This is a genomic window from Pseudomonas sp. NPDC078416 (genome assembly GCF_050268485.1).
Taxonomy (GTDB): Bacteria; Pseudomonadota; Gammaproteobacteria; order Pseudomonadales; family Pseudomonadaceae; genus Aquipseudomonas.
In genome coordinates, this window is sequence record NZ_JBNNGV010000001.1 from 721,729 (window position 1) to 747,432 (window position 25,704).

The following is a 25,704-nucleotide window of genomic DNA, read 5'->3' on the forward strand; positions in this document are numbered from 1 at the left end:
ATCGCCGGAGCGCTTGGCCCCGGCACTGTTCGGGGCCTTTTCGTTTATATGTTTCATTGCGCGTAGACACGAGGCACATCATGCAAATCAAACTCGCCAACCCACGTGGCTTCTGCGCCGGGGTGGACCGTGCGATCGAAATCGTCAATCGCGCGCTGGAAGTGTTTGGCCCGCCGATCTACGTGCGCCATGAAGTGGTTCATAACAAATTCGTCGTCGAAGACCTGCGCAGCCGTGGCGCGATCTTCGTCGAAGAGCTCGAGCAGGTGCCGGACGACGTCATCGTGATCTTTAGTGCCCACGGCGTATCGCAGGCGGTGCGCACCGAGGCGGCAGGTCGCGGTTTGAAGGTGTTCGATGCCACGTGTCCGCTGGTGACCAAGGTGCATATCGAAGTGGCGCGCTACAGCCGTGACGGCCGCGAGTGCATCCTGATCGGTCACGCCGGCCACCCTGAGGTCGAGGGCACGATGGGGCAGTACGATGCCAGTAACGGCGGCGCGATCTATCTGGTCGAAGACGAAGCGGACGTCGCCAATCTTCAGGTGAGCAATCCCGAGAACCTTGCCTTCGTGACCCAGACGACACTGTCGATGGACGACACCAGCCGTGTGATCGACGCCCTGCGCACACGATTCCCGGCCATTGGCGGCCCGCGCAAGGACGACATCTGCTACGCCACGCAAAATCGTCAGGATGCGGTCAAGGTCCTGGCCGATGAGTGCGACGTGGTGCTGGTGGTGGGCAGCCCGAACAGCTCCAACTCCAATCGCCTGCGTGAACTGGCTGAACGCATGTCCACCCCGGCCTATCTGATCGACGGCGCCGAAGACATGCAGCGCAGCTGGTTCGACGGCGTTGGACGCATCGGCATCACCGCCGGTGCCTCGGCGCCTGAAGTCCTGGTACGTGGCGTGATCCAGCAACTGCATGCCTGGGGCGCGACCGGTGAAGACGAATTGGCCGGGCGCGAGGAAAACATCACCTTCTCGATGCCGAAGGAATTGCGCGTCAAATCGCTGCTGTAACCCAATCATCCTCTAACAGCGTCATGCACAGGGCTCGCTGCCGAATCCGTCGGATCGCAGCGTGACCCTGCCGGTCACAGCAATCGCCAACTGATAGCGACTGGCGGGTGAGTCTTTGAGGCACACCGCCAGTGTCCCGTTGGCGTTGTTCAGCAGCCTCCCCGTGTTATCAAAACCGATGCGCATGGCCACCTTGCTATTGCCGACTACCCTGACATTCCGGTGGCTGGCGAATTCGGCCAGTGACAGCTCGCCCTCGTCCCTGAGCTGATTTCGGTTGCTGTCCACGAACACGGTCCAACCTCGGCTCCAGTCATTTTCCAGCGCCTGCATCACCACCGGCTGACTGCGCAGAATCGCCTCCGTGCGAGCCATTCGCAGCCCGCTCGCCAGTTGCTGAGCCGTGTCCTGACGGCGTTGAGAATCGATCAGTTGCCCGAAGGCGGGAATCGCCAGCGTGGCGACGATGCCGACAATCACCAACCCTGCCAGCAGTTCCATCAGCGTCAATCCTTGCTGTTTCACGAGCGTCGTCCGTTGAGTGCGGCGCTCAAGCAAACACCCGCTCGGATGCGCTGACAACCCGGTCGATTGTCAGCCGGTATGTCCGCAAGCCGCCGTTACACATCCTCCAGGCAAACCGCCGCGCATCGTCTTCAATGGCGTCTGCATGGAATGGTCGAGGTGGATGATGGGAAGGAAGACGATGCAATCAGGGATGACATTGATCGAAGTGCTGGTCGCGTTGCTGATCTTCAGCGTTGGCATTTTGGGTGTGGCGATGCTCCAGCTCAACGCGCTGAAATACACCGACAGCTCGATGCGCAGCCTGCACGTCAGTTTCATCGCCCATGATCTTTTCGAGCGCGTCCGCGCCAATCCGGGCACCAGTTACGCGCTGGCGTCGCTGAGTCAGGCGCCAACGTCCGGCAGTCTCGCAGTCCCTCGCCAGCAAGATCTGTACGACTTTGCGACGCAATTGAAACGCGCGGTCGGCGACGACGCCGAGGCATCGATTGCGGTAGCGGGATCGAGCGTGACCCTCACATTGACGTGGGACGATTCCCGTGCCAGCCAGGAGGCCGCGCAGAAGCAAACGCTCACGCTGACCGCCGATGTCTCTGCCGAGCGGGGCGCACGGCCATGAACGCATCGGTGAAAGGCTTTGGCCTCGTCGAGGTTTTGTTGGCGCTGGTGCTGGGATTGGTGATGTCGCTGGCCTTGGCGCAGATATTCATCAGCTCAAAGAGCAGCTATGCCAGTCAGACATCGTCCGCCAGCCTGCAGGAAGACGCGCGATTCGTGCTCAGCAAAATGGTCCAGGAAGTGCGGTTGGTGGGCATGTTCGGCTGCCTGGGGAAAGTCGGGGACGCCAGCGTCGGCAAAGGCTTTTCCAAGGCGTTTGAAGAGCCGATCCACTGGGATGCCAGCTCTCAGACACTGACCCTCGCCACGGCCGGGACCGGAGAGGGCGGCGGCTGGTCGACCTGGGTCATTCACACTGACTGCGTGTCGTCCGCCAGCGCGTACACCAACGGCCGGGCGCCCCGACTTGCCCCCAATGAGACTGCGATGCCAGTGCACCGGCAGGTCTATCGCTTCAACAAGGCGCGCAATGAACTGTCGCTGAACGGCCAGCCGTTGGTCAGCAACGTGCGCGCGTTCAGCGTGTTGTTCGGCGTCGCCGGATCGATCAATGATCGCTCCATCTCGCGGTACGCCGGCACTGCCGACCCCTCGCTGATCCGCAGCGTGCGCTTGACCCTGACCCTGTTCGACCCTGCAGACCGGGTGCAGGAGCAAACCGTTGATGTCGTCGCCGCCATCCGTAATCGGCTGGGATGAGGGCATGAACATGAATGCACAGCGTGGTGCGGTGTTGATCGTCAGCCTGGTGTTCCTGTTGCTGCTAACCCTGTTGGCCACATCGTCGATGCAGAACGCCACGCTCCAGGAAAAAGTGGCCGGCACGCTCAACCGGCGTGTTGCCTCGTTTCAGTCTGCCGAGACAGCCCTGCGCATGGCGGAAGCGAAAATTGTCTCACCGGGGTTTTCCCAGTCGCCCTGTTCGTCTCCAGCGGAATGTTTGCCACCCCCTGAAGCGCTGACCCTTTCCAGCAGCGGACCGGGCGGTGTCTCGGGTGTGGATTGGGTCGCGACGCGGGGTGGTTTCTACGGCATTCAGCATGTTGGCCAAACCGACCAACCGGCCGGTGGTGCAGGCGGTCGATCCTGGACCTTGTACCGCGTGACGGCCATCGGCATTGCGGGCGATTCACGCACTGTGCTCGAAAGCATTCACACCGAGGAGCGTCGCGTGATGTGGCGGCAGCGGCAATGAACAGAACCCGCACAGGCTTCACCTTGATCGAACTGCTGATTGCCATCGCCATCGTCGCGATTCTCGCCGCCGTCGCGTATCCGCAATACAGCGAATACACCCGGAAAACCCGCCGCTCCGAGATCGCAGGAGTGCTGGTTGAAGAGGCGCAGAAGCTTGAGCGGTTTCACTCGCGGGCAGGACAATACTCGGACGTCAGCGGGCCGCCGGCTTTCAGTCATGAGGTATCGAAGGGGAATGCGTTTTATCGGATAGGGGCAGAGCGCAAGGAGCGGACATTTACGCTGACCGCATCGCCCATTGGCGGAGGGATTATGGGCGGGGATGCCTGTGGCAGCTTTGTGCTGGAAAACACCGGCAGGCGCGACAATCTCGGGATGTCGGGGGCTGCCAGTGTGTTGGGGTGTTGGGGGCGGTGAGATGACCTAGGTCTGCTACGGCACCGCGCGTCAGGGCGTTCGTCTGCCGAAAACAGCCACACATCCCCCCGGCAAATATTGAAACAACCGGTTGCTATATAGTTTCTCCATTAAGGAGAGATTAAATGGCTAAAGGGTGTCGGGGCTTTACGCTGGTCGAGTTGCTGGTGACCATCACGTTGGTCGGCATCCTCGCCGCGATCGCCGTTCCGAGTTTCAGCACGGCGATTCAAAACACCAAGGCAGATACGGAGGTCAGCGACTTTCAGCGTTTCCTTAATTACGCCCGCCAACAAGCCATCAACAGTGGCACTGTCATTCGTATTACGCCATCGGTGGCGGGTGCTGCCTGGAATACTCAGCTGAGTGCCATTGATCCAGCGGCAACGGCGCCGATTCCCATTCTGCGAGTTTTGCCAGCGATGGACTCTGCATCAGTGCTTACAGTGAGCGGAAATCCTACTGCGATTGACTTCAACAACTTGGGGGGGTTGGCCGCCCCGGTACCGACGGCGGCTGCTGCCGTCAGCGTTACCTACACACGCGGTACCATTACCCGAGTGATTAACATATGCCTGAGCGGTCGTATCGCATTGGGCGCTTGCATATGAGCGCCAAAATTGATCACAGGCAACAAGGCACGACGCTCATTGAAGTATTGGTCGCCCTGCTCGTTTTGGCCATTGGACTGTTGGGCGCAGCGGCGCTCCAGTTGAATGCGTTGAAGTACACCGACAGCTCAAGAACGAGCAGTCAGGCCAGCTTTATTGCGTACGACATGATGGACCGGATCCGGGCCAATCCGGATGCTGACTATAGGCTGGCTGCTCTGGCAGCAGCGCCTCCTGCTGGCGATTTGAATACTCCGCGCACGCAGGACCTCTACGATTTCAAGACCAATATTCAAACTCTCGACCCCGTTACCGGCGATGGGAAGATTACGGTGGATGCGGCGAATAAGCGGCTGGTCACCATTACTGTGAGCTGGAGCGATGCCCGGGCTGCCAACACGGCAGCTTTTTTGCAGACCTTTACCGTGAAGAGTCGTGTGGCGATAGACGCGAAGGTGGCGCAATGAAGTACCGGGCCAAAGGCTTCGGCCTGATCGAGATCATGATCTCGCTGTTGCTGGGCCTGCTCATAGTGGCGGGCGTCATTCAGATTTTTATTTCAGCGAAGAATACCTATCTGTCGCAGAACGCCTCGGCAGTCATGCAAGAGGATGCGCGATTCATCCTGACGAAAATGGCCCAGGAGATACGCATGGTGGGCATGTTCGGCTGTCTGGCCACGGTGAAAGACTCAAGCACCAACAGTGATTTTGCCGCTGCGCAGCTGACGCCAGTCCGGTGGGATAACGCAGCGTCGAAATTGACGTTGGTAACATCCGATGTGGGAAACAACGGCGGTACTCCGACCTGGACCGTTGTCTCCGATTGCAAGTCGGGAGCGACCGCTACAACCGGGGCGGCTACACCCGCTGCTAATCAGTTAGCGTTTCCGATACGTCAGCTCGTCTATCAGTTTACGAATAACCAGATACTTCTAGGGGGCGCTCCCATCGTCAGTAACGTGAAAAATTTCGCGGTTATGTTTGGTACTGCCAATACGGCCTCGGACACAACTGTTACGGGTTACACCGCAACGCCTGCCAGCACGAACCTGATACGCAGTGTGCGACTGACCCTGGAGATGACAGACGCGACCGGTCGGGTTAAAAACCAGACGTTCAGCGTTCTCACCGCTTTACGTAACCGTCTCTACTAGGTGCTGCCATCGTGAAAGTAACCAGGCGAAGAGCTGTTCAACGTATTCGGTTTCGCGAGCGCGGAATGGCGCTGCTCGTCAGTCTGGTGTTTCTCTTGCTGCTGACGTTGATCGGGATCTCATCGATGCAGAACGCGACGCTTCAGGAGAAGATGTCGAGCAGCGTCAAGCTCCGCAACGAGTCCTTTCAAATCGCGGAAGCGGCTGCGCGTATGGGGGAGTCTGCAGTTCAGGCCAATGATTACAAACTGGCGACGTGCACAAAGTGCGCTCCGCCTCCGGAAGCCGCAAGCGTACTCGTACCGGGCGCGAACAGTACCTCGGGCGTGATCTGGTTCGCGGCGACAGACATAGCGGGAGGTTTTTGGGCTGTGCAGAAAATTGCGACAACGAAGGACCCGGTAAACGTCAATTTTGTCGGGGAGGATGAAAGTAACTCTTGGACGCTGTATCGCATCACCGGCGTAGGCGTGTCGGGTAACTCACGCACTGTAGTGGAAAGTATTTATGCCAAACGTTGAGTGGTGCCGCAAAGCAAGGCTTTATTTGGGCAGGCTGTTGATGGGTGCTTTGCTTGGGCTTTATGGCTCGGCGACTGCCTACGCTGCTTTTGTGCCGTCAGATTCGCCTTTGTTAACGGTAGGCTCAGTGACTCCGAACGTGATGCTGTTGGTGGATGATTCCGGGAGTATGAACAGCATTATATGGGCCTCAGGGTTCGATCCGAATGCGAAACCGGTGCAAGTGTATAACTGCAGTTCGGACACTAACTGCCTCTTCATCAATGCCCTGGATATGACTGACACCAACTTTTTTGTAGGAAACCTGCGCGCTGGGGGATGTGCTTTTGGATACGACGGCTTCTATAAAGCCTCAACTGGCAGCGTCGTTTGTCTCAAACTGCCCGACCCCGTGGGAAACGGGAATACTCGGTACACAACTGCCTACATCAGCTACTTGCTTTACGCCACGTCGCTGCCAAAAAAAGACTACACAACAGATGATTCGATTCCCGATGATTATCGAATCAACGTTGCTCGCAATGTGTCAGCGGCGCTGGTGGCCAGCAACCGAAATCTGCGCATAGGCCTGGCTACATTCAACCCACCTACGAGCAGGGATTCCGGGCCTGGCGGCAACATCGTAAGGCCGATCAGCGACTTATCTCAGACGACCTCAACCACCGCCGCCCAGGCGACCAAAAACTACAGTTTGTTGATTGATTCAATCAACGGTCCAACCAACGGTCTATCGGCGATCGCCAATACTCCACTGGCTGAAACGTATTACGAGGTTACCCGCTACTTTCGTGGGCTGGCGCCGTACTACAACTCGACGCCAGCAACCTACACCAGTCCGATTCAATACCGTTGCCAGCGCAACTATGGTGTCGTTATCACCGACGGTCTGCCAACTTACGACCGCACGTTCCCCACCAACGATCCCCAAGGCGGCACTAACTTGCCTAACTGGGATCCCACTGACGATGACGGTGACAACCTCAACGGCGATGGTGAGGGTGACACGCTGTATTTGGACGATATCGCGAAATTTGCTTACGACATTGATATGCGCATTGGCGGCACCGATGCTGCCGGCAAGAGTTGGGATGCGACCGACTTCACAAAGCAAAACATGTTCACGTATACCGTCGGCTTCACAGCGGCCAACGCTATGCTCTCCAAAGCGGCCGTCAATGGTAAGGGTATCTATTATCAAGCGACGGACAGCGCAGGTCTGAATACTGCGCTGTCTGCGGCGCTGAACGACATCACATCCCGCGCAGGGACTGGGGGCGGTGCGGCAGCGAACTCTTCTACTCTGTCCAGCAACTCTGTGTTTTATCAGACTCAATACGACCCTACGGACTGGCGAGGGACGATCAAGGCCTTGTCCATCGGTGCGGATGGGGTTGTCAACACGGCTGCACCTAAATGGTCTACAGATACACGGATCGTTCCTGGTATTACGTCGACATACGAGTCTTGGAATACGCTAACCAATAGCGTCATTCCGCTGTCCTTTCCCAACTTCTCATTGCCGCAACAGCTCGTGCTCAGCGCCAACCTGCCACTGGGTATCTCCGGACTTGACTTGGTGCAATGGAGCAAGGGCATCAACAAGACAGGATTGAAGACACGCACGGTGTTACTCGGTGATGTGATCAACTCACCCTTGGCCTATGCCTCGCCCACAGATAACCCAGCGTCAGATCCCGCATCTGACAATAGCTACTCTACGTATCTGGACATCAAAACTAACTCGATGAATCCCAACTTGGTAGTGAATGCCAACGATGGGTTGGTAAACGTAATTGACCCGTCGACGGGCGACAGGCGTTATGCATACATGCCGTCAACGGTCCTCGCTAATCTTCATTACGTCGCGGACCCAAACTATATAAGCGGCGTGTCTCACAAATTTCTCGTGGACGGCCAGATTTCAATCGTAGACGTTCAGTTCGCCTCGTCGTGGAAAACGCTCGCCATTGGCGGGAGCGGCTCGGGTGGCAAGGGGTTTTATGCGTTGCAGTTGTTCAACGCCGGTGCCTCGAACACAGTGAAGGCGCTGTGGGACATCAACAGTGCCTCTGCTGGATTTACCAATATGGGGTACGCGTATGCCAAGCCGGTGGTTGCGCAATTGCCGGATGGTCGGTGGGCGGCGTTCATCTCTAACGGTTATGGCAGCACCAACGGCGTGGCGTCACTCTTCGTTGTTGATGCCAGCAGTGGGGCGCTCATAAGGGAGATAACCGTTGATACTTCAGGCAATAACGGACTGTCTTCTGTGAAATTGCGCGTCAATGCCCAGAGTGTCGTGCAATACGCCTATGGCGGTGATTTGAAAGGGCAGATGTGGAAGTTTGACTTCACAGGGCAGACAGCCGCCTCTTGGAAAGTCGGACTCGGCGGCAGTCCTTTGTTCACCGCCGCCGGAGGAGCGAATCAACCGATCACCGCTCAGCCGGTGGTGGGAAATAACCCGAACGGCGGGAAGATGGTGTATTTCGGGACAGGGAAGTTGCTCGAAACGGCGGACAAAACAACGACTGCAACTCAAGCGTTCTATGCGGTCTGGGACAACGACGGGACGAGTGCCAACTATCACGAGAGTGACCTCGTGGCCCAGGCGATCAATGGCGTTTACAGTGCATCCTCCGGGCAGTTTTTTACCACCACTCAGAACGACGTAAATTACGCAGCCAAGAAGGGCTTTTACCTTCCGCTGATTTACAACAACATGGCGACGGGGGAGCGCGTCATCTACGCAGCAGTACTCGCTTACGGCCGGGTACGATTTACCACTGCGATTGTCGACACCGGTGATCCATGTTCCAGTTCGGGATCGGGTAGGTTTGTCGATTTAGACGCCTTGAACGGACGAATGCTCAGCTATCCCGTTCTGGATACCAATGGTGATGGACTGATTAACAGCGCTGACAGCAAATCAAGCGGTTTTCTGGTGAGCGGCGGGGTGCCTTATTTTGCGGCAGCACTTGATAAAGGCGATGGCACCCAGGCTCTTTTCTTGGGAGGGACATCGAATGACCCACCTGACGGTTTGGCCGTAGTGTCAAACCGACGCATCATGTGGCGACAGATCAGATGAGGAAAGAAAAAATGTTGGACAGTAAAACGAAGGGATTCACCCTCATAGAACTGATGATCGTGGTGGCCATTGTGGGTATTCTCGCGGCGATCGCGTACCCCAGTTACACCGAGTACGTGCGGCGCACTCACCGTACCGAGATTGCCGGGTTGCTCATGGAGCAGAGCCAGATTCTGGAACGCGCTTTTACCAAAACCGGCAATTATCTGAACGTGCCAGTCATTGGCAATGCTTGGTACAACGTTGCCTATGTGTCTTCGACGCCCGCTGGTATGGATTTCACGCTGACAGCAACACCCGTCCCCACCGCTATGATGAACGGCGACAAGTGCGGAAATTTCCAGATCACCAATACTGGCATCCGCACTAACTCCACCGGGCTGTCGAACAAGGACTGTTGGGGCCGTTGAATCCATGCAGATGAAAAAGTCGTGGCCGTCGTGCTAAATCAAAACATAGTCATCATCGGCGGAGGCGTCATCGGTCTCCTGACCGCCTTCAACCTCGCCTCAAAAGTCCGAAGCGTAACGCTGGTCGACCGGGCGGAAGTCGGCCAGGAATCCTCATGGGCCGGCGGCGGCATTGTGTCGCCGCTTTACCCGTGGCGCTACAGCCCCGCCGTAACGGCACTTTCGCACTGGTCGCAGGATTTTTATCCACAGCTTGCCGAGCGCTTGCTGGCAATCACTGCCATCGATCCCCAAGTGCACAAAACCGGCCTGTATTGGCTGGACCTGGATGACGAAGCCGAGGCGCTCGAGTGGGCGGCGCGCGTGAATCGTCCGCTGACCTCAGTGGATATTTCCGCGGTGTACGACGCCGTGCCGGTTATGGGGGGCGGCTATTCACGTGCAGTGCACATGCCCGACGTCGCCAACGTGCGCAACCCGCGTCTGGTCAAGTCGCTGAAGGCTGCGTTATTGGCGTTGCCCAATGTGGTGATTCGTGAGCACTGCCAGGTCATCGACTTCTTGCGCGAGGGTGATCGCGTACGGGGAGTCACGACAGACGAGGGCGATGTGCTGGGCGACAGCGTGGTCTTGGCGGCGGGTGCATGGAGCGGCGATCTGCTCGGCAAATTGGGGCTGGCGCTGCCTGTTGAGCCGGTCAAAGGTCAGATGATTCTCTACAAGTGCGATGCCGACTTCCTACCGAGCATGATCCTCGCCAAAGGCCGTTACGCCATCCCTCGGCGCGACGGACATATCCTCATCGGCAGCACGCTGGAGCACGAAGGTTTTGATAAGACGCCTACCGAAAATGCCCTGGAAAGCCTGAAAGCCTCGGCGATCGAATTGATCTCCGCGCTGGCAGACGCTCAGGTGGTCGGGCATTGGGCAGGGCTGCGGCCGGGCTCACCTGACGGCATTCCTTTCATCGGCCCCGTGCCGGATCATCAAGGCTTGTGGCTCAACTGCGGCCACTACCGCAACGGCCTGGTGCTGGCGCCGGCTTCGTGTCAGTTGTTGACGGATTTGCTGGTGGGGGATGAGCCCATTATCGATGAGGCGCCGTATACGCCTGCGGGAAGGCTTAACGCTTGAGGGTGTCAGCCGGATAACAGGTCCCAGAAAGGGAACGATCGGTCCCGTTTTGGGACCTGTCCGGCGTCGCGAAACCCATCACTCCAGCCCCAATTTCTTCAACCGATAGCGCATCGACCTGAACGTCAAATTCAGGCGTTGCGCCGCTGCCGTGCGATTCCAGCGGGTTTCCTCCAGCGCTTGCAGAATGAGTTTTCGCTCGATGCTTTCCAGGTAGTCTTCCAGATTATCGATGTCGGCCAGGCTCGGGCCGTCTTGCTCGGCGGTGCGTGACGGCTCGGCCAGGCGCAGGTCTGCGGTGCTGATCTGATCGTCTTCGCACAGCGTGTACGCTCGTTCGAGCATGTTCTCCAGCTCGCGCACGTTGCCGGGAAAGCGATAGCCCTTTAACGCCGCCAGCGCGTGGGGCGGGAGGAGGGTGGCGGGTTCGCCGGCGGATTCAGTCAGGCGGCGCAGCACGCTGTTGGCGATCTCTTCGATGTCCTCGCGGCGTTCGCGCAGGGGCGGGACCCGCAGTTCGATGACGTTCAGCCGATAATACAAATCCTGCCGAAAGCGCCCGGCTGCCACTTCCTGATTAAGGTCCTTGTGAGTCGCGCACAGCACGCGAACGTCCACGACTTGCTCCTGCTGGCCGCCAATCGCGCGAACGGATTTTTCCTGGATCGCGCGGAGCAGTTTCACCTGCATCGCCAGCGGCAGATCAGCCACTTCATCAAGAAACAACGTTCCGCCATTGGCGACCTGAAACAGCCCGGGTTTATCTTCGTGGGCACCGGTGAAGCTGCCTTTGCGGTGCCCGAAGAATTCGCTTTCCATGAGCTCTGACGGGATCGCGCCACAGTTGACCGGCACGAACGGCTGCTCGGCACGCGGGCCTTGCTCATGAATCAACCGAGCAACCAGTTCCTTGCCGCTGCCCGATTCGCCACTGATGTAAATCGGCGCCTGGCTGCGGGCCAGTTTGGCGATCTGCTTGCGCAGCGCCTGCATCGGTGGAGAGCTGCCGAGCAGGCGATGGTCGATGCTATTGTCTTCAGCAGGCGCGACGCGCAGGCGCAAGGCGCTGGCGACCAATTCTCGCAAACGCGTCAGGTCAACCGGCTTGGTCAGAAAGTCGAACGCGCCGGCCTTCAGTGCATGGATCGCCGTGTCGAGGCTGCCGTGGGCGGTGATCATCGCCACCGGCATCTGGTTGTGGCGCTTCTGAATGTGTTGCACCAGTTCCAGGCCATTGCCATCGGGCAGTCGCATGTCGGTCAGGCACAGGTCGAACGCCTCGCGCGCCAGCCACTCCTGGGCTTCCTTCACGTTTCGCGCACTGCGGGTATCGAGCTTCATCCGTCCGAGCGTGATTTCCAGCAACTCACGAATGTCCGGCTCATCGTCGACGATCAGGATCTTTTGCCGTTGGCTCATGTTCAGCTCAGCTTGAACGGATGGGCGAAGGTAATTCGCATGCAGCTTCCGCCACCTTCCCGTGGTGTGTAATTGAGGCTTGCCTGATTGCTTTCGCACAGCTCGCGCGACAGGTACAAGCCCAGGCCGGTTCCTTTGCTTTCGGTGGTGAAGAAGGGCTCGAAGATTTTTCCAAGATGCTCTTCGGCAACCCCCGGGCCGTCGTCGAGAACCTCCAGTGTAGGCAGTTCGCTGAACGGGGCTTGAAACAACCTTAGCCACACTTGTGCGTGTTCGTGCAGCTGGCCGCTGTAGCGCAAAGCGTTTTGCACCAGATTGCTCATCACTTGCTGCAATTGCTCAGCGTCCATCTGTGTGGAGAGCACGCCCGGAAGGATGTCCAGATGCACGCTTTGACCGGCCTGCAGCTCATCGCCAAGGTTACGGACGAACGCCTCGATCCACTGTTTGAGATCGAGCAGATGGGGTTCGGTCTGACGTCGACGAGACAACTGCAGAACGTTCTCGATCACCAGATTCATCCGCCGCGATTGATCGTGAATGATTTGACTGAGACGTCGGTCCGGCGCGGTCAGTTCCTCGGATTCGAGCAGCAGTTGCGCGGCATGACTGATGGCGCCCAGCGGGTTGCGGATCTCATGGGCGATACCGGCGGTCAGTCTGCCCAGCGCGGCCAGTTTGAGCTGCTGGGCCTGTTGGGAAATCTGGGAAAGGTCATCGAGAAACACTAGGGTGTGGCGGTGACTGCCACGCGCCAGTGCGATGAACCCCGGGCGCAGCACCGGACCAATGGCCGAGGTGGTGATGCTGCGCGGTGCCATCGACGGGTTGGTCAGCCATTGACCCAGGCGCTCGACCAGTTGCGGCGAATAGGCGTCGACGATCTCGCCCAGCAAGCGCTCGTGCCCCAGCAGATTCAACGCGCTCTGGTTGGCGAGCAGTACTTTGTGATCCTCATCGAGGACCAGAATGCCGGTCCGCATGCGTTGCAGGATCAGCGCGTTGAGCTCTTCAAGGTTGTCGACGTCAGCGGCGCGACGTTCGGCGATGTCTTCACTGAGCTGCAGTCGGCGTGCCAGGGCCTGAACCAGCAGTGCTGCCGCGAAGCACAGGGCGCCCAGCGAGCCGGCCTGCACGAAATGATTGGCCGCAGATGGCTTGTGATAGCTGATGTAGAACGTCAGATAGATGATGCCGATGGCCGAGAGCGCGGCAATCAGCAGGCCGGTTCGCTTGCGCAGCAGCACATTGCTGATCGCCACCGAGGCAATGATCAGATTGCCAATGCCGCTCGGCGCGCCACCTCCGGCATAGAACAGCGCCGCCAGCATCAGCGTGTCGGCCATGGCCAGGGAGAACAGTTGCCCCTGTCGGCTCGGGCGCTCAAGCAGCACGACAACGAGGATGTTGAACACCAGATACAGCCAGCAGCCGATTCGGAACAGCTCGATATCGGCCAGCTCCAGCAATTCGGCATCCAGGCTGCTGGAGATCAGCAGCACCAGCAGCACGCCAATGCTCAGACGGTACAGGTGATACAGCCGCAATATGCGCTGGGCCTGGGGCGTCGTCAGCGACAGGCTGTCAGCGGTCACGTGCAGCGGGGCCCTGCAAACGGTGCGCTTCGGTGCAATACCACTGCTGGTTCTGGCTCAGCGCGCGGTCGCGAGGGACATGCACGCCACATTGCGCGCAACGCACCATGGGCGCAGCGTCGAGTTCCGACGTTGCGGGTTTCGGCCGTGGGGCAGGGCCTTTGGTCAGGCGTTTAAAAAACCAGACGACCGCCACAATCAGGGCGAGCCACATAATCAAGCGAATCATGTCTGTCAGCTTATGAAGTGAAGAGCGCGCAGTGTAGCCAAGCGGGTGTCGGGCGCACAGTCATCTACATCGCCGGATGCTGTCGGAAAACGGTCAGGCATGAAAAAAGGCCCCGAAGGGCCTCTTTTAGCTGACGTTTGGCAGGGACTGAATCAGTCGAACAGGCCGAAGGTCATGTAGCTGAAGATCGAGCGGCTTTTCGGCGTGCCGTCGTCATCATCGTTTTTCTTCTCGTCGTCAGCCGACTGGTTCTCAGGCAACAGGTCGGCAGGGATGGCTTCCTTGGCGTCCTGATACTGCTTGATTACGTCCTGGTTGGCGCGGGTTTGTCCTGGCGGCAGCGGCGGACGGCTTTCGATCAGGCCCAACGTCGCCTTGGACAGCCACGAGCGGTTGTCGGCTTCTGCCGTGCGCGCTTCGAACTTGCCGTCTACCAGTTGCGGGTGATCCGGGTAGTTGGTTTTCAGGACTTGCAGGCTGGTGTCAGCCAGGTCGTCCAGGTGCAGACGCTGATAGGCCTCCACCATGACCGCCAGGCCGTCACCGACCGATGGGGTTTCCTGGAAGTTTTCAACCACGTAACGACCGCGGTTGGCCGCTGCCACGTAGGCCTGACGGGTCAGGTAGTAGTCGGCAACGTGAATTTCGTAGGCCGCCAGCAGGTTACGCAGGTAGATCATGCGCTGCTTGGCGTCAGGCGCGTAGCGGCTGTTCGGGTAGCGGCTGGTCAGCTGAGCGAACTCGTTATACGAATCGCGAGCAGCGCCCGGGTCACGCTTGGTCTGATCCAGCGGCAGGAAGCGGGCGATGATGCCGACGTCCTGGTCGAACGAGGTCAGGCCCTTGAGGTAATAGGCGTAGTCGACGTTCGGGTGTTGCGGGTGCAGACGAATGAAACGCTCGGCCGCCGACTTGGCAGCTTCTGGCTCGCCATTTTTGTAGTTGGCGTAGATCAGCTCGAGTTGCGCCTGGTCAGCATAGCGACCGAACGGATAACGCGACTCCAGCGCCTTGAGCTTCTCGGTGGCGCTGTTGTAGCTGTTGTTGTCCAGATCGGCCTGCGCCTGCTGGTACAGCTCGACTTCACTGAGGTTTTCGTCGATGACTTCTTTCTTCGAAGAACAGGCAACAGTAAGTCCGAGGATGGCTATCAGCAGCAGGTGTTTCACTTGCATGGCGGCTTGCGTCCCTATAACGGCCTGCTGTCTTGCGCAGGACCGTCCTGTTATGATGGGCGCCCCGTGGAACCCCCGGGACAAAAGACGCCGTATTTAACCACAAGCGCACAGCCGAAACCAAAGGCCAGTGCCACCTCCTAGTTTGAGCATGTCTGAGATCATAGAACTCCGCGCAGAGGTGCCGTCCGAATTGGGCGGTCAACGCCTCGACCAAGTCGCCGCCCAACTATTCGCAGAGCACTCGCGCTCGCGCCTTTCCGCCTGGATCAAAGACGGCCGCCTGACTGTGGACGGAGGCGCTTTGCGCCCGCGTGACATCGTGCATGGCGGCGCCGTTCTGCTCCTCAAAGCCGAGCAGGAAGCCCAGGGCGAGTGGATCGCGCAGGACATCGAGCTCGATATCGTCTACGAAGACGACCAGATCCTGGTGATCAACAAGCCGTCCGGTCTGGTTGTGCATCCGGCAGCGGGTCACGCCGACGGCACACTGCTCAATGCCTTGTTGCACCACGTGCCGGACATCATCAATGTCCCGCGTGCCGGCATCGTGCACCGCCTCGACAAGGACACCACTGGCCTGATGGTGGTCGCCAAGACCATTCAGGCGCAGACGCAACTGGTCACCCAGTTGCAGAATCGCAGCGTCAGCCGCATTTATGAGTGCATCGTCATCGGCGTGGTGACCTCGGGTGGCAAGATCAACGCACCGATCGGTCGTCATGGTCAGCAGCGTCAGCGCATGGCGGTCATGGAAGGCGGCAAGCCTGCCGTCAGTCATTACCGGGTTCTGGAGCGTTTCCGTTCGCACACCCACGTGCGGGTCAAGCTGGAAACCGGGCGTACCCACCAGATCCGTGTGCACATGGCCCACATCAACTTCCCGCTGGTCGGCGACCCTGCCTACGGCGGTCGTTTCCGTATTCCGCCTGCGGCCAGTGTCACCATGGTCGAGTCGCTGAAACATTTCCCGCGTCAGGCGCTGCACGCGCGTTTCCTTGAACTGGATCATCCGACGACCGGTAAGCGCATGAGCTGGGAATCGCCGCTGCCGGACGACTTTGTCTGGCTGCTGACCCTGCTCAAGCAAGACCGCGAAGCGTTCATCGGATGACTGAGGGCGCGGCGGACTGGCTGATTCCCGACTGGCCTGCGCCGGTGGGTGTCAAAGCGTGCGTCACAACGCGCTCGGGCGGTGTCAGTGTGGCGCCGTTCGACAGCTTCAATCTGGGCGATCACGTTGACGACGATCCCGTAGCCGTCGCGAACAACCGTTCCTCACTGACCTCGCGCCTGCGCATTCAGCCTGCATGGCTGAAGCAGGTTCATGGCATCAACGTCGTCGAGGCCGAGCCGGCAGCAGTGCTTGAGGCTGATGCCAGCTGGAGCAAGACGCCCGGTGTGGCCTGCACCATCATGACGGCCGATTGTTTGCCCGCGCTGTTCTGCAATAAAGCGGGCACTCAGGTTGCCGCTGCCCATGCGGGCTGGCGCGGTCTTGCGGCGGGTGTGCTTGAGGCGGCTGTGGACAGCTTTGCCGATGCGCGCTCCGACATCCTTGTCTGGCTCGGCCCTGCCATCGGGCCGCAGGCGTTCGAAGTGGGGCCTGAAGTGCGCGAGGCCTTTATGGCCACGCACCCCGAGGCAGCCGATGCATTCGTGCCAGGCGCCAACCCCGGCAAGTTCATGGCCGACATCTACCAGTTGGCGCGTCTGCGTCTCGCCGCCCACGGTGTCACGGCTGTCTACGGCGGCGGTTTTTCGACATACAACGATGAGCGATTCTTCTCCTATCGCCGTGGCGCACGTACCGGACGGTTCGCGTCTCTCATCTGGATCGAAGCCCGGTAGCGCTTCCCCGAGCTCCCGCACTCATTCCCCCGAAAGCCTTCCTTCAAGCTAATGTTGATCCATGTCAACCCGTCAGCGCTTGAATCCTGCCTAATCGGCCGCATGTAAAGAACCATCTGGCAGGTTTTCTTTATTAGGTGTGTTCATTACTCCGGCCTGCCCTTATAGGAAGGTAAATCATGCGTATTGACCGTTTAACCAGCAAATTACAACTCGCTCTCTCGGATTCTCAATCACTGGCGGTGGGCCTGGACCATCCGGCCATTGAGCCTGCGCACTTGATGCAGGCACTGCTTGAGCAGCAGGGCGGTTCGATCAAGCCCTTGCTGCTGCAAGTGGGCTTCGATATCAACAGCCTTCGCACCGCGCTGACCAAAGAACTCGATCAACTGCCGAAGATCCAGAACCCCACTGGCGACGTCAACATGTCCCAAGATCTGGCGCGCCTGTTGAATCAGGCCGATCGCCTGGCTCAGCAGAAGGGTGATCAGTTCATTTCCAGCGAGCTGGTGCTGCTCGCCGCCATGGACGAGAGCAGCAAGCTCGGCAAGCTGCTGCTCGGTCAGGGCGTCAGCAAGAAAGCCCTGGAAAACGCCATCAGTAACCTGCGTGGCGGCGATGCCGTCAACGACCCGAACGCGGAAGAGTCCCGTCAGGCGCTGGACAAGTACACCGTTGACCTGACCAAGCGTGCCGAGGAAGGCAAGCTCGACCCGGTGATCGGCCGCGACGACGAGATCCGTCGGACCATTCAGGTGCTCCAGCGCCGGACCAAGAACAACCCGGTACTGATCGGTGAGCCTGGCGTGGGTAAAACCGCCATCGCCGAAGGCCTTGCCCAGCGCATCATCAACGGCGAAGTGCCGGACGGCCTGCGTGGCAAGCGTCTCCTGTCGCTGGACATGGGGGCGCTGATCGCGGGTGCCAAGTTCCGTGGTGAGTTCGAAGAGCGCCTGAAAGGCCTGCTCAATGAACTGTCCAAGCAGGAAGGTCAGATCATTCTGTTCATCGACGAACTGCACACCATGGTCGGTGCCGGCAAGGCCGAGGGCTCGATGGACGCCGGCAATATGCTCAAGCCGGCGCTGGCCCGTGGCGAGCTGCATTGCGTGGGCGCTACGACGCTCAATGAGTACCGCCAATATATAGAGAAGGACGCCGCTCTCGAACGTCGCTTCCAGAAAGTGCTGGTGGATGAACCGAGCGAAGAAGACACCATCGCCATCCTGCGCGGATTGAAAGAGCGCTATGAGGTTCACCACAAGGTGGCGATCACTGACGGCGCGATCATTGCGGCGGCCAAGCTCAGTCATCGGTACATCACCGATCGGCAGCTGCCGGATAAAGCGATCGACCTGATCGACGAAGCGGCCAGCCGCATCCGCATGGAAATCGACTCGAAGCCGGAAGTGCTCGACCGTCTTGAACGTCGCCTGATCCAGCTGAAGGTAGAAGCGCAGGCGCTGAAGAAGGAAGACGACGAGGCCGCGATCAAGCGCCTGGAAAAACTCCAGGAAGAGATTCAGCGTCTTGAGCGGGAATATGCCGACCTCGAAGAAATCTGGACCTCCGAGAAAGCGGAAGTGACCGGCTCTGCGCAGATTCAGCAGAAGATCGAGCAGTCCCGTCAGGAGCTGGAAGCCGCGCGGCGTAAGGGCGACCTTAACCGCATGGCTGAATTGCAGTACGGGGTCATCCCCGATCTGGAACGCAGCCTGCAAATGGTCGACCAGCACGGCAAGCCGGAAAACCAGTTGCTGCGCAGCAAGGTGACCGAGGAAGAGATTGCCGAAGTCGTGTCCAAATGGACCGGCATTCCGGTCTCGAAGATGCTCGAAGGCGAGCGTGACAAGCTGCTGAAGATGGAAGAGTTGCTGCATCAGCGCGTTATCGGCCAGAACGAAGCGGTCGTCGCGGTGGCCAACGCGGTGCGCCGGTCGCGTGCCGGGTTGTCGGATCCGAATCGCCCCAGCGGCTCGTTCATGTTCCTCGGCCCAACCGGTGTAGGTAAGACCGAGCTGTGCAAGGCGCTGGCGGAATTCCTGTTCGACACTGAAGAGGCCATGGTGCGGATCGACATGTCCGAATTCATGGAGAAACATTCCGTGGCTCGTCTGATCGGTGCGCCGCCCGGCTATGTCGGTTACGAAGAGGGTGGTTACCTGACCGAAGCGGTACGCCGCAAGCCTTACTCGGTCATTCTGCTGGACGAAGTCGAGAAAGCGCACCCGGACGTGTTCAACGTCCTGCTGCAGGTGCTCGAGGATGGGCGTCTGACCGACAGTCACGGGCGTACGGTTGATTTCCGTAATACCGTGATCGTCATGACCTCCAACCTGGGCTCGGCTCGCATCCAGGAGCTGGTGGGTGATCGGGAAGGGCAGCGCGCGGCGGTCATGGATGCGCTCACCACTCACTTCCGTCCGGAGTTCATCAATCGGGTGGACGAAGTCGTGATCTTCGAACCGCTGGCGCGCGACCAGATCGCAGGCATCACCGAGATCCAGCTGGGGCGTCTGCGCCAGCGTCTGGCGGAGCGCGATCTGCGCCTGGAGCTGTCCAGCGAGGCGATGGACAAGCTGATCGCCGTCGGCTACGACCCTGTGTACGGCGCGCGGCCGCTCAAACGAGCGATTCAGCGCTGGATCGAAAACCCGCTGGCGCAGTTGATCCTGTCGGGTGGCTTCATGCCTGGCACCAGCATCAGAGGCACGGTGCAGGACGACGAGATCGTCTTCGGCTGATCCGCGCTTCTATATAGAAGATAGAGGTGCAGAGGGGCTCTCCTGGTGAGAGCCCTTTTTTATGCGCGTTGATTTATTGCCGGAGCCACAGAAATTTCGGGGGCTTGAGGGCTATCCGCAAAAAATTCGCAAATCATTGTCTTGAAAGCAATTTAGAGGGTTGACAGGTGTTTCTGGAAATGTAGAATAGCGCGCCTCAGAGACGTGAACGCAGCGATGCGAACAGGTCGAAGAGGCTGAAAATGCGGTAGGTTCAGTGAGGTAAGTGCCAGATTCATCTGGTGAAGATTTACTGAATTTGTTGTGTTGAAGCGCGTCAAACGCTGCATCTGAAATTGATAGATTTGAAAAAATCGTTCCGTGATAGCTCAGTCGGTAGAGCAAATGACTGTTAATCATTGGGTCCCAGGTTCGAGTCCTGGTCACGGAGCCAATTTCAAGAGGTAGTACCGTCGGGGTATAGCGCAGTCCGGTAGCGCGCCTGCTTTGGGAGCAGGATGTCAGGAGTTCGAATCCCCTTACCCCGACCATTATTTGGGTCGTTAGCTCAGTTGGTAGAGCAGTTGGCTTTTAACCAATTGGTCGTAGGTTCGAATCCCACACGACCCACCATTTTTGACCTGGCTTCATCGGGTTGGATCATAGGGAGTGACGCCATTTGCGTCACCCGCTCTGGAAATGCTGTAATGTGTTTCCTTGTTTCACCGGGGTATAGCGCAGTCCGGTAGCGCGCCTGCTTTGGGAGCAGGATGTCAGGAGTTCGAATCCCCTTACCCCGACCATTTTCGCCCCGGTTGTATCTGGGCAGAAAATACCGCTTCAGCGCCATTCGCGCTGAAGCTACAAAAAAGCGTCCTTCGGGACGCTTTTTTCGTTTCTGGCATTCATTGAGCCTTGGGCGGGTCAGCCCAATACGCCTCGATCTGATTTTTCAGATCGTCAGGGATCGGTGCGAAGTCCAGCGAGCGTGCGTGTTCCTGCCCGCTCTCCAGCGTCCAGCGGAAGAAATCCTGAACGGTCTTCTGACGATCAGCGTCTTTGGGCTGTTTGTACATCACGATGAACGTCGCGGCGGTTATCGGATAAGCTTTTTCCCCCGGTGCGTCGAGCATCGACAGATCAAAATCCTTCGCGTTTTTCCAGTCGGCGGTAGCGGCTGCCGCCTGAAAGCTCTCAGTGCTAGGCGTCACGAAGGTGCCAGCAGCGTTCTGCAACAGCCCATAATTCAACTTCTGCTGTTTGACGTAGGCGTACTCGACGTAGCCGATCGAGTTGGGCACCTGCTTCACGTACGTCGCCACGCCTTCGCTGCCTTTGCTGCCCATGCCCACTGGCCAGTGGACCGACGCGCCTGCGCCGACCTGGCTCTTCCATTGCGGGCTGACCTTCGCCAGATAACTGACCCAATTGAACGTGGTGCCGGAATCATCCGAGCGATACACCACGCTGATTTTCGCGTCAGGCAATTTCGCGCCAGGGTTGAGGGCGGCGAGGGCCGGGTCATTCCATTTGCTGATTTTGCCCAGATAGATGTCGGCCAGCACCGGGCCTGTGAATTTCAGGGTGCCCGGTTTGACCGAGGCGACGTTGATGACCGGGACGATACCGCCGATCACCGAAGGAAACTGCTGCAGTCCGAGGGTTTGAAGGTCTGCCGAGCTCATCGGGCGGTCGGTGGCGCCGAAATCCACAGCGCCTTCCTTGATCATTGCGATGCCCGCGCCAGAGCCGATGTACTGGTAATTGACCTTGATGTGGTTCTTCTGGTTGTAGTCAGTGGCCCACTTGTACAGCACCGGATAAATGAACGTGGAGCCGGCACCCGTGACCTCGGACGCTGCGCCTGCCGTGGCGGCCATGGATAGATTGAGCGTAATGCCGAGGCCTGCGGCCAGCATCAGTCGGGAGAGCTGCAACATGGATGACTTCCTGTAATCGAGCGACATCGGGGTGAGATGCGTTGATGGGACCACAGCAAACAGCACGTTTTTATGACAAGGCGTGACAGATTTTCTTCATCGCCTGGTTGATCGATCGCAACGGCAAGGCCGGTTATTTACACGGTGTTCCGGTGCGGATTCATGAGGCCCGGTATAGACTTCAGGCAGTCTTTTCAGGATCGGCCGTTATATGAAGTCGCCAACGCCTTCACTCGAGCAACAGCGACTTGAAGCGCTGCACGTTCTCGAAATACTCGACACGCCACCCGAGGTCGCGCTAGACCGGATCACCCGTCTGGTGGCACAAGTGCTGAACGTGCCGATCGCCCTGATATCGCTGGTGGATCAGGACCGCCAGTGGTTCAAGTCCCGAGTGGGGCTTGAAGCGGTAGAGCTGCCGCGGGAGGTCGCGTTCTGTGCGCACGCCATCCTTGAAGCCACCGAGCTTGTGGTGCCCGACGCCATCGAAGACTCGCGGTTCTGCGACAACCTGCTGGTCACCGGTGATCCCCATGTCCGTTTTTATGCTGGCGTACCCATACGCACCCGGCAGGGCTTCGCCGTGGGCACGCTTTGCGCCATAGACGCGCGGCCCAGAATCCTCACCCCGGACGAGTTGGGCATCCTTCACGATTTGGCCGAAATAGTTAGCCGTGAAATGCAGCTGCGGGAAAACCTGATGTTGGCGCGGATTCAGAAGAATCGCTCCGAAGCGATGTTCCAGGCCACCGAGGCAGGCTATCGCTCGATGTTCGAGCTGGCCTCGGTGGGCATTGCGCTGGTCGCGCCGGACGGTGGCTGGATAAGCGTCAACGCCGCGCTGTGCGATGTCCTTGGCTACGCGCCCGATGAGCTCAAGCACCTGACGTTTCAGGACATCACTCATCCCGACGATCTGGACAGCGATCTTGAGATGCTGCATCAGCTGAGTGTCGGTGAAATCAACAGCTACCAGATGGAAAAGCGTTACCTGCGCAAAAATGGCAGCGCGGTCTGGGTCAACCTGAGCGTCACCAAGAAGCTGTCCGAAGCAGGAGAGCTTGAATATTTCATTTCGATCATCCAGAACATTCAGGCGCGCAAGGAGCTTGAGCAGGAAGCACGGCATGATTCCCTGACCGGCCTGCACAATCGCCGCGCGCTGGACTCGCTGCTGCCTATCGCTCAGGCGCGGGCGGATCGCTCCAGATTGCAAATGGCGCTGATGTTCATTGACCTGGATGGATTCAAAGTCATCAATGACAGCTACGGGCACGATGCCGGCGATGATCTGCTGCGCGCTATTGCTACCCGCTTGCAGAGCTGCATCCGCAGGACTGACAGCCTGGTTCGGCTGGCCGGCGACGAGTTCATCGTGATTCTGGAGGGCATCACGCCCGGTGTGGATGAAGCGCGGGAAGTGGCCCAGAAACTCCTCGTCGCGATTGCCCAGCCCCTCACGATCAAAGGCGATGTCATTCGCAGCAACGCCAGCATCGGCTTCTCCATGTACGAACCCGGTTCCGGCAAAGCCCCTGACGAGCTCATGCGCGAAGCCGACCGCTGGATGTACAAGGCCAAACATCTGGGCAAAGGGCGGGTGATGCCGTAGCGGGCTGTCGCTCAGCGCGGTAACTCAAGCGCGCTCCTGCGCCTTCGGCAGAAGCAGGGCGGGTTAGGTGTGAAAGTTGGGGCGTTGACTCTGGCCGGATGCCGTAGGAGCGCGGCTTGTCCCGCGATCTGCCGGGAACCGCAGTCAACCAGAGGCACTGTTCCATCGGGTACACAGCATTGGCCGGTTTGCTGCCGCTACGCGCCAGATCGCGGGACAAGCCTCGCTCCTACCCAACTTGCATGCGCCGGACGTCCAGCGCCTGGCACAGATTATTGTAGGAGCGCGCTTGCCCGCGAAGACTTACGGAAAACCGATAGAGATGCGCCGGATGTATCAACGCTTTCGCGGGCAAGCGCGCTCCTACGCCTTCGGCAGAAGCAGGGCGGGGTATGCCTGAACTCTGGTGTTTTGACTCTGGCCGGATGCCGTAGGAGCGCGGCTTGTCCCGCGATCTGCCGGGAACCGCAGTCAACCAGAGGCAACTGTTCCATCGGGTACACAGCATTGGCCGGTTTGCTGCCGCTACGCGCCAGATCGCGGGACAAGCCTCGCTCCTACCCAACTTGCATGCGCCGGACGTCCAGCGCCTGGCACAGATCATTGTAGGAGCGCGCTTGCCCGCGAAGACTTACGTACACTCGATATAGATGCGCCGGATGTATCAACGCTTTCGCGGGCAAGCGCGCTCCTACGCCTTTGGCAGAAGCAGGGCGGGTTAGGCGTGAAAGTAGGGGCGTTGACTCTGGCCGGATGCCGTAGGAGCGCGGTTTGTCCCGCGATCTGCCGGGAACCGCAGTCAACCAGAGGCACTGTTCCATCGGGTACACAGCATTGGCCGGTTTGCTGCCGCTATGCGCCAGATCGCGGGACAAGCCTCGCTCCTACCCAACTTGCATGCGCCGGACGTCCAGCGCCTGGCACAGATTATTGTAGGAGCGCGCTTGCCCGCGAAGACTGGGGTACAGCCGATAGAGATGTGTGGGGTGTACCAAATCTTTCGCGGGCAAGCGCGCTCCTACGCCTTCGGCAGAAGCGGGGCGAGATATGCCTGAGAAGGTTATTTAAAGCCAGGCCCGCCGCATTGGCGCGGCGGACATGCAGGACTCTCAGCCTTAGTGCAGCTTCATCCGTGGCTCGGTGCCGCGACCGATTCGGCTGCCCAACATGAGCATCAGCGTGCGGAACATGCCGTAGAGCGCCATCTGGTGCATGCGGTACAGCGAGACGTAGAACATCCGCGCCAACCAGCCTTCGAGCATGACGCTGCCCGTCAGGTTGCCCATCAAATTGCCGACCGCCGAGAACTTCGACAGCGAAATCAGCGAGCCGTAATCCTGATAGCGATACTCCGGCAGCGTGCCGCCCTCGATGCGCAGCTTCAGCGACTTCACCAGCAACGACGCCTGCTGATGCGCTGCTTGCGCGCGGGGCGGAACATTGCGGTCAGTGCCTTTTTGCGGGCAGGCCGCGCAGTCACCAAAGGCGAAGATATTGTCGTCGCGGGTGGTCTGCAGCGTCGGGCGCACTTGCAGCTGGTTGATGCGGTTAGTCTCAAGACCGGCGATGCCTTCCAGAAATGCCGGCGCGCGGATGCCTGCCGCCCAGACTTTCAGCGTCGCAGGAATCACCTGACCGGTCGCCGTCACCAGGCTGTCAGCCGTCACTTCACTGACCGCTGAATTGGTCAGCACCGTGACGCCGAGTTTCTCCAGCGTCTTGTGTACCGGGCCGCCAATGCGTTCCGGCAGCGCCGGCAGCACGCGCGGCCCAGCCTCGATCACCGTGATGCGCAAGTTCTCCGGCTTGATCTGGCCCAGTCCGTAAGCCGCCAGTTCGTGGGCCGCGTTGTGCAGTTCCGCTGCCAGTTCGACACCAGTCGCACCGGCGCCGACGATGGCGACGTTGATCTCTTCGGCCACATCAGTCTGGCTGGCGTGGGCGCGCAGGTATCGATTGAGCAATTGCTGATGGAAACGCTCGGCCTGCTTGCGCGTGTCGAGGAACAGGCAGTGCTCGGCTGCGCCTTTGGTACCGAAATCATTGGTCGTGCTGCCCACGGCAATCACCAGCGAGTCGTAATCCAGGCTGCGCGCCGGGACCAGCTCATTGCCGTTTTCGTCGAGGGTTTCGGCCAGATGGATCTGCTTGTTCTCCCGATCCAGACCGGTCATGCGACCCATCTGGAACTGAAAGTGGTTCCACTTGGCTTGGGCCACGTAGTTCAGCTCATCCTCATAAGAGTTGAGCGAGCCGGCGGCTACTTCGTGCAGCAGCGGTTTCCAGATGTGGGTCAGGTTGGCGTCGACCAGCGTGACGCTGGCGGTGCCTTTCTTGCCCAGGGTTTTACCCAGACGGGTAGCCAGCTCCAGACCGCCAGCGCCTCCGCCGACAATCACAATACGATGGGTCATGGGGATATCTCATAAGGCTTAAGGAATTCTGTGTC

23 protein-coding genes and 4 tRNA genes are annotated in these 25,704 nt (G+C 59.0%); 20 read left to right on the forward strand and 7 right to left on the reverse strand.

The genetic code is table 11. The features are described from left to right. Positions 1–80: 80 nt before the first annotated feature. Positions 81–1,028 (forward strand): 4-hydroxy-3-methylbut-2-enyl diphosphate reductase, encoded by a 948-nt coding sequence (gene ispH / locus ACQKEN_RS03205; protein ID WP_122535361.1) that lies wholly within the window; start codon positions 81–83, stop codon positions 1,026–1,028. Between the two features lie 21 nt (positions 1,029–1,049). Here the strand turns inward: ispH and ACQKEN_RS03210 are convergent, their stop codons facing one another. Then, on the reverse strand, positions 1,050–1,553 hold the full coding sequence (locus ACQKEN_RS03210; RefSeq protein ID WP_427683586.1) for a GspH/FimT family pseudopilin: 504 nt from the start codon (positions 1,551–1,553) through the stop codon (positions 1,050–1,052). Positions 1,554–1,734: 181 nt separating this feature from the next. Between ACQKEN_RS03210 and pilV (ACQKEN_RS03215) the strand changes: the two genes are divergently transcribed. The 11 genes from pilV (ACQKEN_RS03215) (at position 1,735) to thiO (ending at position 10,711) form a co-directional block, all read left to right on the forward strand. After that, positions 1,735–2,175, forward strand: coding sequence for a type IV pilus modification protein PilV (pilV, locus tag ACQKEN_RS03215; protein ID WP_427683588.1), 441 nt, complete (start codon positions 1,735–1,737; stop codon positions 2,173–2,175). Beyond that, entirely contained in the window at positions 2,172–2,873 is a 702-nt protein-coding gene (locus ACQKEN_RS03220) for a PilW family protein (protein WP_427683590.1), read from the forward strand. Before pilV (ACQKEN_RS03215) ends, ACQKEN_RS03220 begins: the two co-directional genes overlap by 4 nt. A gap of 4 nt (positions 2,874–2,877) precedes the next feature. After that, positions 2,878–3,369 carry a pilus assembly PilX family protein gene (locus ACQKEN_RS03225; RefSeq protein ID WP_427683592.1) on the forward strand — a complete coding sequence of 164 codons (492 nt, stop codon included), beginning with the start codon at positions 2,878–2,880 and terminating at the stop codon, positions 3,367–3,369. Continuing rightward, a complete protein-coding gene (locus ACQKEN_RS03230) occupies positions 3,366–3,788 on the forward strand; it encodes a type IV pilin protein (RefSeq protein ID WP_427683594.1) in 423 nt (140 codons plus the stop codon). Before ACQKEN_RS03225 ends, ACQKEN_RS03230 begins: the two co-directional genes overlap by 4 nt. A gap of 125 nt (positions 3,789–3,913) precedes the next feature. Continuing rightward, positions 3,914–4,399 carry a GspH/FimT family pseudopilin gene (locus ACQKEN_RS03235; RefSeq protein WP_427683596.1) on the forward strand — a complete coding sequence of 162 codons (486 nt, stop codon included), beginning with the start codon at positions 3,914–3,916 and terminating at the stop codon, positions 4,397–4,399. Beyond that, positions 4,396–4,866, forward strand: a complete 471-nt coding sequence (gene pilV / locus ACQKEN_RS03240) for a type IV pilus modification protein PilV (protein ID WP_427683598.1) — start codon at positions 4,396–4,398, stop codon at positions 4,864–4,866. The genes ACQKEN_RS03235 and pilV (ACQKEN_RS03240) overlap by 4 nt, the downstream gene beginning before the upstream one ends. Next, entirely contained in the window at positions 4,863–5,555 is a 693-nt protein-coding gene (locus tag ACQKEN_RS03245; protein ID WP_427683600.1) for a PilW family protein, read from the forward strand. The genes pilV (ACQKEN_RS03240) and ACQKEN_RS03245 overlap by 4 nt, the downstream gene beginning before the upstream one ends. A 65-nt stretch (positions 5,556–5,620) precedes the next feature. Continuing rightward, positions 5,621–6,076, forward strand: a complete 456-nt coding sequence (locus tag ACQKEN_RS03250; protein WP_427683602.1) for a pilus assembly PilX family protein — start codon at positions 5,621–5,623, stop codon at positions 6,074–6,076. Beyond that, entirely contained in the window at positions 6,063–9,167 is a 3,105-nt protein-coding gene (locus ACQKEN_RS03255; RefSeq protein WP_272632722.1) for a pilus assembly protein, read from the forward strand. The genes ACQKEN_RS03250 and ACQKEN_RS03255 overlap by 14 nt, the downstream gene beginning before the upstream one ends. A 14-nt stretch (positions 9,168–9,181) precedes the next feature. After that, positions 9,182–9,577: a type IV pilin protein gene (locus ACQKEN_RS03260; RefSeq protein WP_272632806.1), complete on the forward strand. Its 396-nt coding sequence runs from the start codon at positions 9,182–9,184 to the stop codon at positions 9,575–9,577. A 30-nt stretch (positions 9,578–9,607) separates the two neighbouring features. Further along, positions 9,608–10,711 carry a glycine oxidase ThiO gene (gene thiO, locus ACQKEN_RS03265; RefSeq protein WP_427683808.1) on the forward strand — a complete coding sequence of 368 codons (1,104 nt, stop codon included), beginning with the start codon at positions 9,608–9,610 and terminating at the stop codon, positions 10,709–10,711. A gap of 78 nt (positions 10,712–10,789) precedes the next feature. Here thiO and ACQKEN_RS03270 read toward each other — a convergent pair whose 3' ends face one another. The 4 genes from ACQKEN_RS03270 to ACQKEN_RS03285 form a co-directional block, all read right to left on the reverse strand. After that, a complete protein-coding gene (locus ACQKEN_RS03270) occupies positions 10,790–12,130 on the reverse strand; it encodes a sigma-54-dependent transcriptional regulator (protein ID WP_427683605.1) in 1,341 nt (446 codons plus the stop codon). 2 nt (positions 12,131–12,132) lie between these two features. Further along, the gene (locus ACQKEN_RS03275) at positions 12,133–13,725 is read right to left on the reverse strand and encodes a sensor histidine kinase (protein ID WP_427683607.1); all 1,593 of its coding nucleotides are present in this window, start codon (positions 13,723–13,725) and stop codon (positions 12,133–12,135) included. Continuing rightward, positions 13,715–13,954, reverse strand: a complete 240-nt coding sequence (locus tag ACQKEN_RS03280) for a PP0621 family protein (RefSeq protein WP_427683608.1) — start codon at positions 13,952–13,954, stop codon at positions 13,715–13,717. Before ACQKEN_RS03280 ends, ACQKEN_RS03275 begins: the two co-directional genes overlap by 11 nt. 152 nt (positions 13,955–14,106) lie before the next feature. After that, a complete protein-coding gene (locus tag ACQKEN_RS03285; RefSeq protein ID WP_272632713.1) occupies positions 14,107–15,129 on the reverse strand; it encodes an outer membrane protein assembly factor BamD in 1,023 nt (340 codons plus the stop codon). Between the two features lie 151 nt (positions 15,130–15,280). Here ACQKEN_RS03285 and rluD point away from each other — a divergent pair, with 151 nt between their 5' ends. From rluD to ACQKEN_RS03320, 7 genes are all read left to right on the forward strand, one after another. Beyond that, positions 15,281–16,243, forward strand: a complete 963-nt coding sequence (gene rluD / locus ACQKEN_RS03290) for a 23S rRNA pseudouridine(1911/1915/1917) synthase RluD (protein ID WP_065987655.1) — start codon at positions 15,281–15,283, stop codon at positions 16,241–16,243. Then, positions 16,240–16,980: a peptidoglycan editing factor PgeF gene (gene pgeF, locus ACQKEN_RS03295; protein WP_427683611.1), complete on the forward strand. Its 741-nt coding sequence runs from the start codon at positions 16,240–16,242 to the stop codon at positions 16,978–16,980. The genes rluD and pgeF overlap by 4 nt, the downstream gene beginning before the upstream one ends. Before the next feature lie 179 nt (positions 16,981–17,159). Continuing rightward, a complete protein-coding gene (gene clpB, locus ACQKEN_RS03300; RefSeq protein ID WP_427683612.1) occupies positions 17,160–19,724 on the forward strand; it encodes an ATP-dependent chaperone ClpB in 2,565 nt (854 codons plus the stop codon). A 357-nt stretch (positions 19,725–20,081) separates the two neighbouring features. Continuing rightward, positions 20,082–20,157 (forward strand) — tRNA-Asn (locus tag ACQKEN_RS03305). Positions 20,158–20,177: 20 nt separating this feature from the next. Further along, positions 20,178–20,254: transfer RNA gene (locus ACQKEN_RS03310), tRNA-Pro, on the forward strand. A 6-nt stretch (positions 20,255–20,260) separates the two neighbouring features. Continuing rightward, positions 20,261–20,336 (forward strand) — tRNA-Lys (locus tag ACQKEN_RS03315). A 93-nt stretch (positions 20,337–20,429) separates the two neighbouring features. Next, positions 20,430–20,506 (forward strand) — tRNA-Pro (locus tag ACQKEN_RS03320). A gap of 102 nt (positions 20,507–20,608) precedes the next feature. On the opposite strand, the gene pstS is transcribed toward ACQKEN_RS03320, so the two are convergent. Next, positions 20,609–21,643 (reverse strand): phosphate ABC transporter substrate-binding protein PstS, encoded by a 1,035-nt coding sequence (pstS, locus tag ACQKEN_RS03325; protein WP_427683614.1) that lies wholly within the window; start codon positions 21,641–21,643, stop codon positions 20,609–20,611. 211 nt (positions 21,644–21,854) lie between these two features. Here pstS and ACQKEN_RS03330 point away from each other — a divergent pair, with 211 nt between their 5' ends. Beyond that, positions 21,855–23,255: a diguanylate cyclase domain-containing protein gene (locus ACQKEN_RS03330; protein ID WP_427683616.1), complete on the forward strand. Its 1,401-nt coding sequence runs from the start codon at positions 21,855–21,857 to the stop codon at positions 23,253–23,255. 1,115 nt (positions 23,256–24,370) lie between these two features. Here ACQKEN_RS03330 and ACQKEN_RS03335 read toward each other — a convergent pair. Continuing rightward, positions 24,371–25,669, reverse strand: coding sequence for an NAD(P)/FAD-dependent oxidoreductase (locus ACQKEN_RS03335; RefSeq protein ID WP_427683618.1), 1,299 nt, complete (start codon positions 25,667–25,669; stop codon positions 24,371–24,373). Between the last annotated feature and the right edge of the window lie 35 nt (positions 25,670–25,704).